At 44.6% G+C, this 15,118-nt stretch carries 11 protein-coding genes; all 11 read right to left on the reverse strand.

What is annotated here, in order from left to right:
• Nucleotides 1-40: 40 nt before the first annotated feature.
• Nucleotides 41-217: a 30S ribosomal protein S21 gene (gene rpsU, locus C0979_RS01920; RefSeq protein ID WP_004054229.1), complete on the reverse strand. Its 177-nt coding sequence runs from the start codon at nucleotides 215-217 to the stop codon at nucleotides 41-43.
• A gap of 125 nt (nucleotides 218-342) precedes the next feature.
• Entirely contained in the window at nucleotides 343-2,985 is a 2,643-nt protein-coding gene (gene alaS, locus C0979_RS01925; RefSeq protein ID WP_101694378.1) for an alanine--tRNA ligase, read from the reverse strand.
• A 131-nt stretch (nucleotides 2,986-3,116) separates the two neighbouring features.
• Nucleotides 3,117-4,628: a 4Fe-4S dicluster domain-containing protein gene (locus C0979_RS01930; RefSeq protein WP_101694379.1), complete on the reverse strand. Its 1,512-nt coding sequence runs from the start codon at nucleotides 4,626-4,628 to the stop codon at nucleotides 3,117-3,119.
• Nucleotides 4,629-4,746: 118 nt separating this feature from the next.
• On the reverse strand, nucleotides 4,747-5,754 hold the full coding sequence (gene asnA, locus C0979_RS01935) for an aspartate--ammonia ligase (RefSeq protein ID WP_101694380.1): 1,008 nt from the start codon (nucleotides 5,752-5,754) through the stop codon (nucleotides 4,747-4,749).
• Nucleotides 5,755-5,826: 72 nt separating this feature from the next.
• Complete coding sequence (locus C0979_RS01940) at nucleotides 5,827-8,211, reverse strand: homocysteine S-methyltransferase family protein (protein WP_101694381.1); 2,385 nt, start codon at nucleotides 8,209-8,211, stop codon at nucleotides 5,827-5,829.
• 38 nt (nucleotides 8,212-8,249) lie between these two features.
• Complete coding sequence (locus C0979_RS01945; protein WP_101694382.1) at nucleotides 8,250-8,891, reverse strand: vitamin B12 dependent-methionine synthase activation domain-containing protein; 642 nt, start codon at nucleotides 8,889-8,891, stop codon at nucleotides 8,250-8,252.
• 13 nt (nucleotides 8,892-8,904) lie between these two features.
• Nucleotides 8,905-9,774 (reverse strand): methylenetetrahydrofolate reductase [NAD(P)H], encoded by an 870-nt coding sequence (metF, locus tag C0979_RS01950; RefSeq protein ID WP_101694383.1) that lies wholly within the window; start codon nucleotides 9,772-9,774, stop codon nucleotides 8,905-8,907.
• 103 nt (nucleotides 9,775-9,877) lie between these two features.
• On the reverse strand, nucleotides 9,878-11,314 hold the full coding sequence (gene glgA, locus C0979_RS01955; RefSeq protein WP_101694384.1) for a glycogen synthase GlgA: 1,437 nt from the start codon (nucleotides 11,312-11,314) through the stop codon (nucleotides 9,878-9,880).
• Between the two features lie 67 nt (nucleotides 11,315-11,381).
• Nucleotides 11,382-12,173: a sporulation transcription factor Spo0A gene (gene spo0A, locus C0979_RS01960; protein WP_101694385.1), complete on the reverse strand. Its 792-nt coding sequence runs from the start codon at nucleotides 12,171-12,173 to the stop codon at nucleotides 11,382-11,384.
• A 117-nt stretch (nucleotides 12,174-12,290) separates the two neighbouring features.
• Nucleotides 12,291-13,355 carry a SpoIVB peptidase gene (gene spoIVB, locus C0979_RS01965; RefSeq protein WP_101694386.1) on the reverse strand — a complete coding sequence of 355 codons (1,065 nt, stop codon included), beginning with the start codon at nucleotides 13,353-13,355 and terminating at the stop codon, nucleotides 12,291-12,293.
• Nucleotides 13,356-13,441: 86 nt separating this feature from the next.
• The gene (recN, locus tag C0979_RS01970) at nucleotides 13,442-15,115 is read right to left on the reverse strand and encodes a DNA repair protein RecN (protein ID WP_101694387.1); all 1,674 of its coding nucleotides are present in this window, start codon (nucleotides 15,113-15,115) and stop codon (nucleotides 13,442-13,444) included.
• Nucleotides 15,116-15,118: the final 3 nt, after the last annotated feature.

The following is a 15,118-nucleotide window of genomic DNA, read 5'->3' on the forward strand; positions in this document are numbered from 1 at the left end:
TGGAGTGTTGTTCAATGCAACACTCCATTTACTGCACATATTAGTTATACTTACGCTTTCTAGCAGCTTCAGACTTCTTTTTACGTCTTACACTTGGCTTCTCATAATGCTCTCTTTTACGAATTTCCTGCTGAATACCAGCTTTAGCACAGTTTCTTTTAAATCTGCGTAAAGCGCTATCTAACGTTTCGTTTTCTTTAACGATTACATTTGACATAGTCTCACACCTAACCTCCCCTCCAGTCTTGTATTGTGCATCATACGACTGTTCGGGTATTTTTATTGCACTACATAAGATTATATCATATTTTTTTCTTACGTCAACAACTTTTTCCAATTATTTTATGATTCGATCTGACTATCCAGTACTTCTGCCGCTTTTGCCAGTGCATCTTCTATTCCAGCAGGGTTCTTTCCTCCCGCCTGAGCCATGTTCGGGCGTCCGCCTCCGCCTCCGCCAACACAGGCTGCACAAGCTTTAATCAGATTTCCGGCATGAGCGCCTTTCGCCATTGCCGCGTCCGTTGCCATAGCCATCAGGCTAACCTTTTCTCCTGTCGCAGATGCAAGAAGAATCACGCCGTCGCCCAGCTTTTCTTTCAGCTGATCTCCAAGGTCACGAAGACCATTCATATCAACGTCAGCAAGTTTTACCGCCAGAAGCTTCACACCTTTGATCTCCTGTACCTGATCCATCACATCGCCCATAGCGTCCTTGGCAAGCTTGCTCTTTAAGCTTTCTACCTCGCTTCCAAGAGTCTTGTTTTCCGCCATCAGGTGGGAAATCTTATCCGCTAACTGATCCGGTTTTGCTTTCAAGAGCTTTGCCGCATGAAGAAGCTGATCTTCCACATGCTGATAGTAGTTCATAAGTCCCTTAGAAGTCAATGCTTCGATACGTCTGACACCGGCAGCTACACCCGTCTCAGAAATAATCTTAAAGGCCATAATGGAGCTAGTATTGGATACATGGGTTCCGCCGCAGAACTCTTTGGAAAATTCTCCCATACTTACTACACGTACCACATCGCCGTATTTCTCACCGAACAACGCTGCTGCGCCTGTCTTTTTCGCCTCTTCAATCGGCATATTTTCTGCCACAACCGGAAGAGCCGCACGGATCTGTTCATTTACCAGCGCTTCTACTTTCTGAATTTCTTCTTCTGTCAATGCTGAGAAATGTGTAAAGTCAAACCGGAGACGCTCCTCATTTACAGAAGATCCAGCCTGTTCCACATGGCTTCCCAGTACTGTACGAAGAGCTTTCTGCAACAAATGTGTCGCGCTGTGGTTATTTGCAGACAGTCTTCTCTTTTCTTCGTCTACCTTTAAGGTTACGGTATCGCCAACCTTTACCATACCGGTTACAACATGTCCTTTATGTCCGATCTTGCCGCCTGCAAGCTTCACTGTATCTTCTACCGCAAAGGCAAATCCTTCCGCTTCAATGACACCGGTATCTGCCTCCTGTCCACCGCTGGTTGCATAGAACGGAGTTTCCTCTGTAATCAGCGTTCCCTTCTGTCCATCTGTCAAGCTTTCTACAATCCGGGTCTCTGTGGTCAGAACGCTGACCTTAGACGTACAGGAAAGCTGCTCATATCCCACGAATCTGCTGGTAATTTCCGGCGCAATTTCATCATACACATTGGCTTCTCTTCCACTGTAGTTGTGTTCGCCAAAGGTTCCCTTTGCTTTTTCTTTCTGCTCTTTCGCAGCCTTTTCAAATCCCTCTTCATCCATAGAGAAGCCTTTTTCTTCCAGAATTTCCATCGTCAGATCAACCGGGAATCCGTAAGTGTCGTAGAGACGGAATGCTTCTTCTCCTGACATTACCGTCACACCCTTCTTCTCCATTTCCGCAATGGAATCTGCAAGAAGAGAAAGCCCCTGGTCAATTGTCTTATTAAACTGTTCTTCTTCTTTGACAATTACCTGGAAGATAAAATCTTTCTTCTCTTCCAGTTCCGGATATCCATCTTTGGATCCCTCGATCACAGTCTTCGCAAGCTCTACCAGGAACTGTCTGTCAATTCCCAAAAGACGTCCATGGCGGCTTGCCCGGCGCAGAAGGCGACGAAGCACATAGCCTCTTCCACTGTTGGATGGAAGGATTCCATCTGAAATCATAAAGGTCACAGAACGAATATGATCCGTAATAACACGTAATGATATGTCTGTTTCCGGACTTTCTCCATATGCTACACCCGCCAGACGGCACACATGGTCTCGCAGTGCCTTCATGGTGTCAATATCAAACATGGAATCTACATCCTGCACGATACATGCCAGACGCTCCAGTCCCATTCCCGTATCAATATTCTTCTGTTCCAGCTCTGTATAATGATTCTGTCCATCATTATCGAACTGTGTAAATACATTGTTCCAAATTTCCATATAGCGGTCACATTCACAGCCTACGGTACAATCCGGGCTTCCGCAGCCATATTTTTCTCCGCGGTCATAGTAAACCTCTGAACACGGCCCACATGGTCCTGCACCGTGCTCCCAGAAGTTATCGGCTTTGCCAAAACGGAAGATACGCTCCGGCGCAATTCCGATCTCTTTATTCCAAATCTCCCACGCCTCATCATCCTCTTCATAAACGGACGGATACAAACGATCCGGATCTAATCCTACCACTTCTGTTAAAAATTCCCAGGTCCAGTGAATTGCTTCTGTCTTAAAGTAATCTCCAAATGAGAAATTTCCAAGCATTTCAAAAAAAGTACCGTGTCTTGCCGTCTTTCCTACGTTTTCGATATCTCCCGTACGAATACACTTCTGACAGGTGGTAACTCTCTGTCTCGGCGGTTTCTCCTGCCCGGTGAAGTATGGCTTTAACGGGGCCATTCCAGAGTTAATCAAAAGAAGACTTTTATCATTACGAGGCACCAGCGAAAAGCTTTTCATTGCCAGATGTCCTTTACTTTCAAAAAATTCCAAAAACATCTTTCTTAATTCGTTTACTCCATATTTCTGCATAATATCCTCCTGCACTTTTCTCTCTTATCAGTTGGTATGTGATTCCATATATCACGCTAAGGTTTAATTATAAAGAGAAGCGAAGGGTTTGTCAACGTCCCCTCCGCTTCTTGTCTTTCCCTAATTTATACTTAATTCAGCTCAATCTCTTTTAATTCCTTCGGCGGCAGTTTTTTAGAAGAAGCTTTTACAAATTCCTGTACCTTCTTCTGTGCTTTCGCCACCTGAAGATTCGTTCCGGCTCCTGCAGCACATCCGCCCGGACAGCCCATTCCTTCAATCAGGCATCCATCCATACGTCCTGCTTTTGCCATTGCCAGCACCTTCTTACATTCTGCCAGACCTTCTGCATGCTCAATTTTAACATCCACATCCGGATAGTATTCATTCACGCATTCTTCAATCGCTTTTGCAACGCCTCCGGCTACTGCATAGCCACGTCCTGCAGCCGTCGCATTGTGGAAAGACGATTCCGCCTCGTATTCCGTCAAATCAATATCTCTGGCATCAAACATTGCCTGCAGCTCCTCAAAGGTGATAACGAAATCCACATCACTTCTCACGGTACGGCGCATTGCTTCCAGTTTCTTTGCAGCACATGGTCCGATAAATACCACTTTGGCATCCGGATTTTCCTTCTTAATAGTACGTGCTGTTGCTACCATAGGTGTCAATTCCTGTGAAACCTCTCCAATCAGATCCGGGAAATACTTCTTTGCCAGCATTGCCCAGGATGGACAGCAGGAAGTCAGAAGAAATGGCAGTTCTCCTGTTGCTACCTTCTCTACATAGTGGTGTGCTTCTGCAATCGCACCGATATCCGCTCCAAGCGCCACTTCATATACTTCTGAGAATCCCAGTTCCTGAAGTGCAGCCTTTAAGTTTCTCGGCGTAATATTGTCTCCGAACTGACCTGCAAATGCCGGTGCAATCTCAGCAATAATCGGTGTCTTTTCCGTCAACGCTCTGGCCAGCTGGAATACCTGAGACTTATCGGAAATCGCGCCAAACGGACAGCTTACCATACACATTCCGCAGGAAACACATTTATCTGTATTAATGTATGCACGTCCACATTTGTCTGATTCAATCGCATTCACACCACAGGCTTTCGCGCATGGACGCTCCAGTTTAGAAATCGCATCGTACGGACAGACAGATTTACATTTTCCGCAGCTGATACATTTTTCCGGATCAATATAGGAACGTCCGTTAACCATGGAAATTGCCCCCTTTGGACAGACCTCCATACATGGATGCGCCAGACACCCCTTACACATATCACTGACTTTATATCCTTTGGAAGCACACCTCTCACACGCTGATGGAATCACCTGCATAAGCGGTGGCTCATAATATTTATCAGAAATATTGCTGGCTTCCATACCCGCTGTCAAATGAACCGGTTTATTTTCCGGACGAAGGGACAGGCCCATTGCCAGTCTTAAACGCTCCCGGATGATTGCACGGGAACGATATACACTTTCTCTGTATCTGTTCGATTCATCGCTTACAATCTTATATGGAATTGCTTCCACATCATCATTTAAAGTCTCTTCATTTACTGTGAATCCCAGCATTGCGACTTCTTTGAATACTCTTCTTCTGATCTTTCTGACCGTTGTGTCCAACCCTCTCATCATAAGTGGCACTTCCTCCTGTTTTCTTTCCAAATCTCTACAAACTACGGGCGCCAGTGTGCACTGACGCCTCTTTACTACTATAATAAAATGTTAAAGAATTGTCAATATCCTGTTATCTCTAAAGCAGGAAAATCTTGTGTTCTTTACACACACGTCTCATTTCCTCCGGCCAGATACTTGCCTGCACTTCTCCCACATGAACACGATCCAGAAGAAGCATACAAAGTCTGGACTGGCCGATTCCTCCACCAATGGTATACGGCAGCTCTCCGTTTAAAAGCATCCGGTGATACGGTAGGGATTTTCGATCCTCGCATCCCGCCTTTTTCAGCTGCTCTTCCAGCGCTTTCTCGTCCACACGGATTCCCATACTGGAAATCTCAAGGGCACAGTCAAGCTGATCAAACCAAAACAGAATATCACCATTCAACTCCCAGTCATCGTAATCCGGCGCACGTCCGTCATGCGGCTTTCCGCCCTTTAATTCTCCACCGATCTTCATCAGGAACACGCAGCCGTATTCCTTCGTAATCAGGTTTTCCCTTTCCTTCGGCGTTTTTCCCGGATATCGGTCTTCCAGCTCCTGTGATGTAATAAAGGTTACCTGATCCGGCAAGATCTTCACTGCCTGCGGATACTTATACCACACTTCATGTTCCATATGCTTAATGACTTTAAAAATCGTACGAACGGTATCTTTTAAAGTCTCTTCATTTCTCTCTTCCTTTGTGATCACACGCTCCCAGTCCCATTGATCGACATAGCAGGAATGCAGATTATCAAGTTCCTCATCCCGACGAATTGCATTCATATTCGTGTAAAGTCCTTCTCCCGGCTGAAACCCGTATTCCTTCAGTGCCATTCGTTTCCATTTGGCCAGAGACTGTACAACTTCTACAGTCTCGTCCTTAATTCCCGCAATATCAAACTGAACCGGACGCTCCACGCCGTTTAAGTTATCATTCAATCCACTGCTTTTTTCTACAAACAGCGGTGCGGAAATTCTTTCCAGATTCATTTCTTTTCCAAATTCTTTCTGAAAGGTATCCCGGATATATTTGATTGCACTCTGCGTTTCCCGCACGCTGAGGCGCGGGTCATAACCTTCTGGTAATATCAGTCCCATATTCTTCTCCTTTTCCTGTATATCTGTGTATTCATCTGTTGCAGCCGGTTTCTTTCCCGACGAACGAAGCTCTTATTCTCCAAACAGTTGCTGTGCATAATAGACTGACTGCATAGCATCTTTTCCATAATAATCAGCTCCAATCATATCAGCGTATTCTTGGTTAAGTACAGCGCCGCCTACCATCACTTTACACTCCGGACAGGATTTTCGCAACTGTAAAATGGTTTCTTCCATACTGACAACTGTGGTTGTCATCAGAGCACTTAGCCCTACCAGCTGCACCTGTTCACGGACTGCCACTTCAACAATCACCTCCGGAGCTACATCTTTTCCAAGATCAATGACATCGAATCCATAATTTTCCAGCAGGACTTTCACAATATTCTTGCCAATGTCGTGAATGTCTCCCTTCACCGTCGCAAGAATAATCTTCTCCTTCTTTTCTTCTGTCTCTCCCAGTTCCGACAACGCCTCCTTAAGTACTGTAAATGCTATCTTTGCAGCATCCGCACTCATCAAAAGCTGCGGAAGGAACAAGGTCCCTTTTTCAAAGTCTTTGCCCACCGCGTCAAGCGCCGGGATCATCTGTGTATTGATAATTTCCAGAGGGCTTTGTCCTTTCAGACATTCTCTGGCTGCATTCCTGGCTTCTTCTTTCAACCCCTTCTCAACAGCTTCCCGAAGTGTAATTTCTGTCTGGCTCTTTACCGTCACATCCACCTGCCTGTTTCCATATTGTCTAATATATGCCTCACAATTCTGGTCATAGTTCATCAACGCACAGTAAGAATAGTAGGAACGCATCATATCTTCAGAAGAAGGATTGATGATTCCGGCGCTTAGACCATTGTACATAGCAAGCGTATAGAAGTTGGAATTGACTGCCGGACGATAAGGAAGCCCAAAGGAAATATTGGATACTCCAAGAACGGTACGGACCCCATACTGCTTTCGCACCTGTTTTAATGCATCCAGCGTAATCTTGGCCCCCTCCGGTTCTGAACTGATGGTCATAGCAAGGACGTCGATCACAATGTCTTTCTTATCAATCCCATACTTTTCTGCTTCCCGGATAATCTTTCCTGCTATTTCCACCCGTCCTTTGGCCGTAGCAGGAATACCATTCTCGTCAATCGTCAATCCTACCACGGTTCCTCCGTAGCGTTGAATCAACGGAAATACAGCATCCATAGATTCCTGTTTGCCGTTAACTGAATTAATCATTGGCTTTCCATTATAGATCCGCATAGCCGCTTCCATGGCCTTTGGATCTACCGTATCAATCTGAAGCGGAAGATTAATAATACTTTGAAGTTCCTGCACTACCTCACACATCATCGCCGATTCATCAATATCCGGAAGCCCTACATTGACGTCCAGAATATGTGCTCCATTATCCTGCTGAATGATACCTTCTCTTAAAATATAATCAAGATCGTGTTCTTTTAATGCCTGCTTGAACTTTTTCTTTCCTGTCGGGTTAATTCGCTCTCCGATAATGATCGGTTTCTCTCCTAAGACAACCGCTTTTCCATAAGAAGACACCACGGTTAGATCCTTTTTAACTGGCGGCCTTAACTGATTTCGCTGAATCTGTGCCGTCATTGCTTTAATATGCTCCGGTGTTGTTCCGCAGCACCCTCCAATCACACAGGCTCCTTCTTTTGCAATCTCTTCCATAAAACCAGCGAACTGTGCCGGATCCACATCATACCAGACCTCTCCGTCTTTCTGTTTTGGAAGCCCCGCATTCGGTTTTACAATCACAGGAATCGATGTATATGTCAGAATTTCTTTCAAAATCGGAAGCATCTGCTCTGGTCCCATGCCGCAATTGATTCCTAACGCATCGACCCGAAGCCCTTCCAAAAGCGCTACCACCGCCGGCACATCTCCTCCCGTTAAGAGTTTGCCTTTCTCATCGAAAATCATGGTTGCAAAAACTGGCAGACTTGTCTGCTCTTTTGCTGCAAGTACTGCCGCCTTCACTTCATACGTATCGCTCATAGTCTCAATATGAATGAAATCTACGCCCGCCTCTTCTCCATAACGCATCACCTCTGCAAACGCTTCATAAGCCTCTTCAAAATCAAGATCGCCCATAGGTTTTAAAAGCTTCCCTGTCGGCCCTACATCCAGACCAATATAGACCTCTCTTTTGTCTGTCACTCCTGACTCTGATGCTTTTCTTGCATGATGAACCGCCGCTTCCACTACATCCTTCAATGCATAATCTGTTCCTTGAAACTTCAATGCATTAGCGCCGAACGTATTCGTAAGTACAATATCACTGCCAGCTTCATAATACTGTCGGTGAATGTCTACGATATCATCTGGGTGAGTCAGGTTCCATGTCTCCGGCAGCTCTCCTGGTTTCAATCCTTTTGCTTGCAAAAGGGTTCCCATACCGCCGTCAAAATATAATAATTCTTTTCCAAGTCGTTCTCTTATCATCCGTATTCTCCTTTGCAGTATCTCTCTGTTTACAATACTTATCTTCGATACTGGCAATCAGCCTTTTCACAGGCCTCACACCCTTGTCTGTGGCATGCAGCGTCTGTTCTGCTTCTCCCTATCAGCGCTGTCACCGATTTGGTTGGCGTCAGCATCCCCGCATCTGTCAAAGTAAGACCAATGGACTTAGACGCATCCAGCATGCGAAGAATCTCTGACTGATGGCAGATTGAGAAATCTCCATATCCAGGGCTGAATCTCGGCCGAAGATACCATCCTTCTTCTTTCCATTCTTCTTTTCTTGCCTCCTGCCAGATATCCAATTCCTCTTCCAACATCGCCGCCGCACAGGCCTGCAGTACGACCACCTTTGCCATATCGGTAAGTGTATATCTGCGAAGCAAAAGATCTGTTCCCGTACCCAAAGTCCCCCCCAGAAGCACGATTTGCTCGCAGCCTTTTAAGTTTCGATTTAAGCTTTTGCTTGTCACTTTCATCGTTCCGATTTCTAAAGATTCGTTTTCCTTACGGTTTAAATCAAAAATGCGATAGATGATTCTGAAGTCCGCTGCCTGATCCAGTTCCTGAAAGGAACTTCTGATCAGCCGCAGCGTCTCATCATCTACCGCATGTCTACCATACCCCAAGTAACGAATCGCTTCCTTCGTTCTTGTATCCATGCATTCTGCCTTTCTATGGTTTTACAATCTCTGACAGATTCCGGATAATTGCTGCTGCAATCTCCGGCTTGTTCATAGAATAAATATGAATATGATTGATTCCATTCGCAATCAAATCAATAATCTGATCTGTCGCATATGCAATTCCCGCCTGCTGCATTGCTTTTGGATCATCTCCGAACCGGTCTACCACAGCCCGGAAACGCTCCGGCAGAACAGTTCCGGACAATGCACAAATCCGCTTCATCTGCTTTCCATTCGTTACCGGCATAATTCCAGGCAGCACCGGAACTGTAATTCCCTTCTCCCGGATTCGATACAGGAAATTATACAGGATATTATTATCGAAAAACATCTGTGTCGTAAGAAAGTCTACCCCACAGTCAACTTTATGTTTCAAATTTTGGATATCGTCTTTTTTATGCTCTGTCTCCGTATGTCCTTCCGGATAGCAGGCAGCGCCAATGCAGAAATCTCCCTGGCGTTTTATATCTTCAATCAGTTCACTGGCGTAGCGATAATGATTCGGAAGAGGGAACTCCCCGTCTGCCGGGACATCACCTCTAAGAGCCAGGATATTCTCTATCTTCTGCTCTTTTAACTCCTCAATCACCCGATGTACTTCTTCCTTTGTAGACGATACACAGGTAAGATGCGCCAGACTGGTGACCCCCAGATCATTGGAAAGATGAGAAGCAATCTTCACTGTGTTCTTGCTGGTTCCTCCTCCGGCTCCGTAAGTCACACTTACAAAGGAAGGCTTCAAAGCTGCAATCTCTTCCGTCGCTTTCATCACACTCTCGTATGCGGCATCCGTCTTTGGCGGAAATACCTCAAAAGAAATGTGCGGGTTACTGTCTTTTAATAAGTCTCTGATCTTCATGTCCTTCACCTCTTACTTCTTTAGTCCGATCTGCTGCTTTTTGCCATGTTTCCCGTCGCATCAGATACATGTTATCTATCTTACAAGGATCTGGCGAATTTGTCTACATTTCATCATAAAGTTTTTCATACTGTTTTGCGGAAGTTTTCCATGAGAAATCTGCATTCATGCCGCGCTCCACAATTTTATTCCACTCCCGCTTCTTGTCATAATAAATCCGTTCCGCATAACGAATCGTTCCCAGCATCTCATGGGCATTATAATTGGCAAAGCTGAATCCGGTTCCCTTTTTCTCAAATTCATTATATGGCTCGACCGTATCTTTTAAGCCGCCTGTCTCACGGACAATCGGAACTGTTCCGTAGCGCAGGCTCATTAACTGACTCAGCCCGCATGGTTCAAACAGAGACGGCATCAGGAATGCATCACAGGCTGCATACACCTTATGAGACATTGCCTCAGAATAATAAATATTGGCAGATACCTTGTCTGCATACTTCCAGTCAAAATGACGGAACATATTCTCATAACGTTCTTCACCGGTTCCAAGCGCCACAATCTGGACTGCATCCTGACACAGTTCATCCATAATATAAGCTACCAGATCAAATCCTTTCTGATCCGTCAGTCTGGAGACAATTCCGATCATCATCGTCTTAGGATCCTTAGCAAGTCCAAGCTCTTCCTGCAGCGCCGTTTTATTCTTAATCTTCTCTTTCCTGAAATTCTCTACAGAATAATTTTTCACAATATGCGGATCCGTCGCCGGATTGTATTCATCGTAATCAATACCGTTCACAATACCTGATAAGCAATTAGCACGGGCATTCATAAGTCCATCCAGACGTTCTCCATAGAACGGTGTACGAATCTCCTGTGCATAAGAATTGCTGACCGTCGTAATCCGATCCGCATACACGATTCCACCCTTCAGATAGTTCGCATCCTTGTAAGCCTCCAGTTTATCCGGTGCAAAATAATATTCCGGAAGTCCCGTAATATCTCTAACCCGCTTCGGATCCCAGGTACCCTGGAACTTTAAGTTATGTATGGTAATCACCGTCTTGATTCCCCGATAGTATTCATTCCCATAACGGAAATTATCCAAAAACACAGGAATCAGACCTGTCTGCCAATCATGACAGTGAATAATATCCGGTCTAAAATCAATCACTGGAAGTGAACTTAAGACCGCCTTGGAAAAGTAAGCGAACTTTTCAATATCTGTATAAGTGTCTCCATAAGGCGCAAATCCGTTAAAATAATATTCGTTATCTATAAAATAGAATGTAATTCCTTCGTATTCTAATTCCAATACACCCACATATTCGGTTCTCCAGTTAAGATCCATATAGAAGTGGGTTTTATAAACCAGTTTTTCTTTCCACTCTTCCTTCATACACATGTATTTAGGAAGCATCACACGTACGTCATATTTTTCTTTGTCAAAATTTTTCGGTAAGGATCCTGCTACATCCGCAAGTCCTCCAGTCTTTATAAATGGTACCGCCTCTGAAGTCGCAAAAAGTATTTTTTTCATAGCTTCTTTCCCTCCCATTCCCACTATATACCACTATTATAGCGTATTTTTTTTCAGAAGAAAAGGGTTATCTATTTTTATATTCCAGACGAATCGTGTCTGCAATCAATGCGATAAATTCAGAATTAGTCGGTTTTCCTTTTCCATTACTCACCGTGTATCCAAACAATTCATCCAGAGTATCCAGCTTCCCTCTGCTCCATGCCACTTCAATGGCATGACGAATCGCACGTTCCACACGGCTTGAAGTTGTCTGATGCATCTTTGCCACCGTCGGATACAACACCTTGGTAATGGCATTTAACACATCCATATCCTCAACCGCCATCATAATAGCATCCCTAAGGTAATGATACCCCTTAATATGAGCCGGAATTCCGATCTCATGGATCATATCCGTTACCCGTGTCTCCAAATTCATTTCCGGCACAGGAGCCGCCTGACAGGCAGAATGCCCTAAATAGCGCATTTCATGGCGAATCATCTGATTTGCGCTCTTAATTCTGTTCACCACCACATCATTGTGAAATGGCTTCATAATGTAATAACTAGCCCCTTTCTTGAATGCATCTTCCGTGATCCGCTCCTGTCCGACTGCTGTCACCACAATGAAATCCGGCTGTTTCTTTAACTCCTTATCATTATTCACCATATCAATGACACTTAGACCATCCATCTTCGGCATAATCAGATCCAAAAGCACCACATCTGGCTCCTTCTCCCTAATCAACCGGTACATATCCTCCCCATTATTTGTCTTCCCGACCAGATTTAGTTCCTTGTCACTGCTCACAATTTCGCCAAGCAGATCCAGAATCCTCTCATTGTCGTCAGCTATTGCCACATTAATCGCGTCCATTTTATTTATTTCCTCCTCTCTCTAATAAAAACCGTCGAGAATGATTATATAATCCCGCCCTGGCGAGTTCAAGAAATTGCTGTCGTAAAAACCTGACCGTTATCGACATAATTATTCTTATTTGACATAATCCAACATGTTTTCAATAAAAATTCCATACCCTTTTGTAGAGTCCTGTACAAATACATGGGTTACTGCTCCCACAATTTTTCCATTCTGAAGAATTGGGCTTCCGCTCATCCCCTGTACAATTCCGCCCGTTACTTCCAGTAATTTGGGGTCTGTCACTTCCAGCACCAGACCTTTATTGACTTCTTTCGTGCTTCTGTCGATTTTTGTGATACGAATCTCATATTCTTTAACCTTTCCTTCCACTGCACAGCGGATAGAAGCCGGACCTTCCTGAATCTCCTGCGTCTTTGCCGCCTCCATCGGCGTCTGGTCGGTAAATAACGCATCAATCCGATCAATTTTCCCGAAGATTCCACAATCTGTATTCTGTTCAATACTTCCCAGCATATTGTAGTTATTATAGACAATAATCCCCTCCATACCACCAGGAGTCCCGCTCTTTCCCTTCTGGATATCTTTGATGCTGGTCTCATAGACACGACCGCTTTGAATTGCTAATAAACCGCTGGTATCTACATCATGGATCCCATGTCCAAGTGCTCCGAATCTACTGTCCGCATTAAGAAATGTAATTGTTCCAAGTCCCTGCGCATTATCTCTTACCCAAACACCCAGTTTATATTCTTTACTGTCACATCGGACAGGCTTTAATTTTACATTCATCATTCGATCCTGACGGCGTACTTTCAGTACGACTTCTTCTTTATCAATCTCTTTCACCGCATCCACAAGTTCTGCCTTACTGCGAATCTTTTGTTCGTCAAGCGCTAAAATATAATCTCCAGACTTAAGAAGGTGTTCTGCCGGCTCGCACTTCATACCATTAACATCCGTCACAGCCTCTGTTCCCAGCACCATAGCTCCCTCCATCTCCAGATAAATACCGATCGGCATTCCTCCCGGAACTAACATTTGCCCTTCTGACATACCTGCGCTTACTTCCTTTTGCAGCTTCTTCTGCTGAAATTGAATCAGATAATAACTTCCGCCCACCGAAACAGTGAAAGCTGTAATCATAATTAATATTCTGCGATACCAGTACTTTCTCATCTTGGTTCACCTCACTAAAAAAGATAGATATCCATCTTTCGGATATCTATCTTATTATGTGAACAATTCCTGATATTTACACTGGTTTATTTTGTATGTTTTGCGAGTTCTTTCATTTCTTTTGCGTTTTCAATTACCGTCTCCGTAATCTTTGCTCCTCCAAGGATTCTCGCAAGTTCCATCACCGACTCTTCTTCCCCAAGCTGTCGAATCGTCGTTTTGGTATCGGAAAAACCAGCTGTTTTTTCAATCAAATAATGACAATCTGCCATCGCCGCAATCTGCGCCAGATGGGTAATGCAGATCACCTGATGTTTCCGTCCAATGACCGCCATCTTCTCAGACACCTTCTGTGCCGTTCTTCCGCTGATTCCCACATCAATTTCATCAAAAATCAGCGTTTCTACTTCATCTCGGTCTGCCATCACCGTCTTAATTGCCAGCATAATCCGAGAAAGCTCTCCACCGGAAGCCACATTCGCAAGCGGACGCAAAGGCTGACCTGGATTCATAGAAATTAAAAATTCCACATCATCCATTCCGTCTGCCGTATATCCGGCGGTCTCCTGAAAGGAAATCTGAAAACGGACATCCGCAAAATTCAGATCTTTTAATCCTTCTGTAATTGCCTGTTCCAGGATCTTAGCCTGTTCTTTCCGAATTAAGGATAACGCTTTTGAAGAAGTCAAAAGTTTCTCTTCGGCCTGCCTGCATCGCTCCTTCAAGCCCAGAACATACTGGTCATAATCCTCCAAAATTCGGATCCGCTCCTCCTGTTTTCTACAGTATGTAGCAATCTCTTCCAACGTACTTCCATATTTGGTTTTCAAATGATTGATCTCATTGAGCCGCTTCTCCGTCTCGTAAAATTCTTCCTCTGAATATTCCAGACTCTTACTGTAATCCGAAAGTTCCCGATTAAAATCATTCAGCAGGCTATCCACCTCTACCAGCTGTCCATAGAGTTCTTCTGCCCGTTCATCGTACTGTGCCGCATCCGCCATCATACGGATCGCCCGGCTTAATCCGTCGCTTGCACTTCCTTCCCCTTCACTGGTATAACGGTAAGCTTCCGCCGTCTGATCGGCAATTTTCTTCCCATTGGACATTCTGCGGTACAGCGTCTCCAGTTCTTCATCTTCTCCTGGTTTTAAGTCTGCATCCAGAATCTCTGCCACTTCAAATTGAAGAAAAGAAAGTTCCTTCGCTCTCTCTCCTTCTTCTGATACACTTTCCTTCAGTTCTTTTTCACAGGCCTTATACTGATGATAAGCGTCTGCTGTATCCTTTTTTACTTCCGCGATATAATCACCAGCGAAAGCATCCGTAATCCCCAGATGATTCTTTTTGTACAGAAGAGACTGATGCTCATGCTGCCCATGAATATCAATCAGAATCTCTGCCACTTCCTTAAGAAGACTGATCGGAACGGTCTCTCCGTTAATTCGGCTGACACTTCGTCCCCGCATCAGGCGCCTGGAAAGCGTAATCATACCATCCTCCGGATAGACTTCCAGCCTGTGAAGTTTCTGAATCTGCTCATCTTTCTCTATGGAAAATGTCAATTCCACAAAGCCATACTCTGCTCCCTCGCGGATCATATCCTTTTGATACTTTCCTCCAAGAGCAAGGTTCACAGATCCCAGGATAATTGATTTCCCGGCCCCTGTCTCTCCTGTCAGAATATTGAGCCCCTCCTGAAATTCCACCTCGATTTCATCGATCAAAGCCAGGTTCTTTACGTGTAAATTCTGTAACATTTA

This window comes from Dorea phocaeensis (assembly GCF_900240315.1).
GTDB classification, from domain to species: domain Bacteria; phylum Bacillota; class Clostridia; order Lachnospirales; family Lachnospiraceae; genus Dorea_B; species Dorea_B phocaeensis.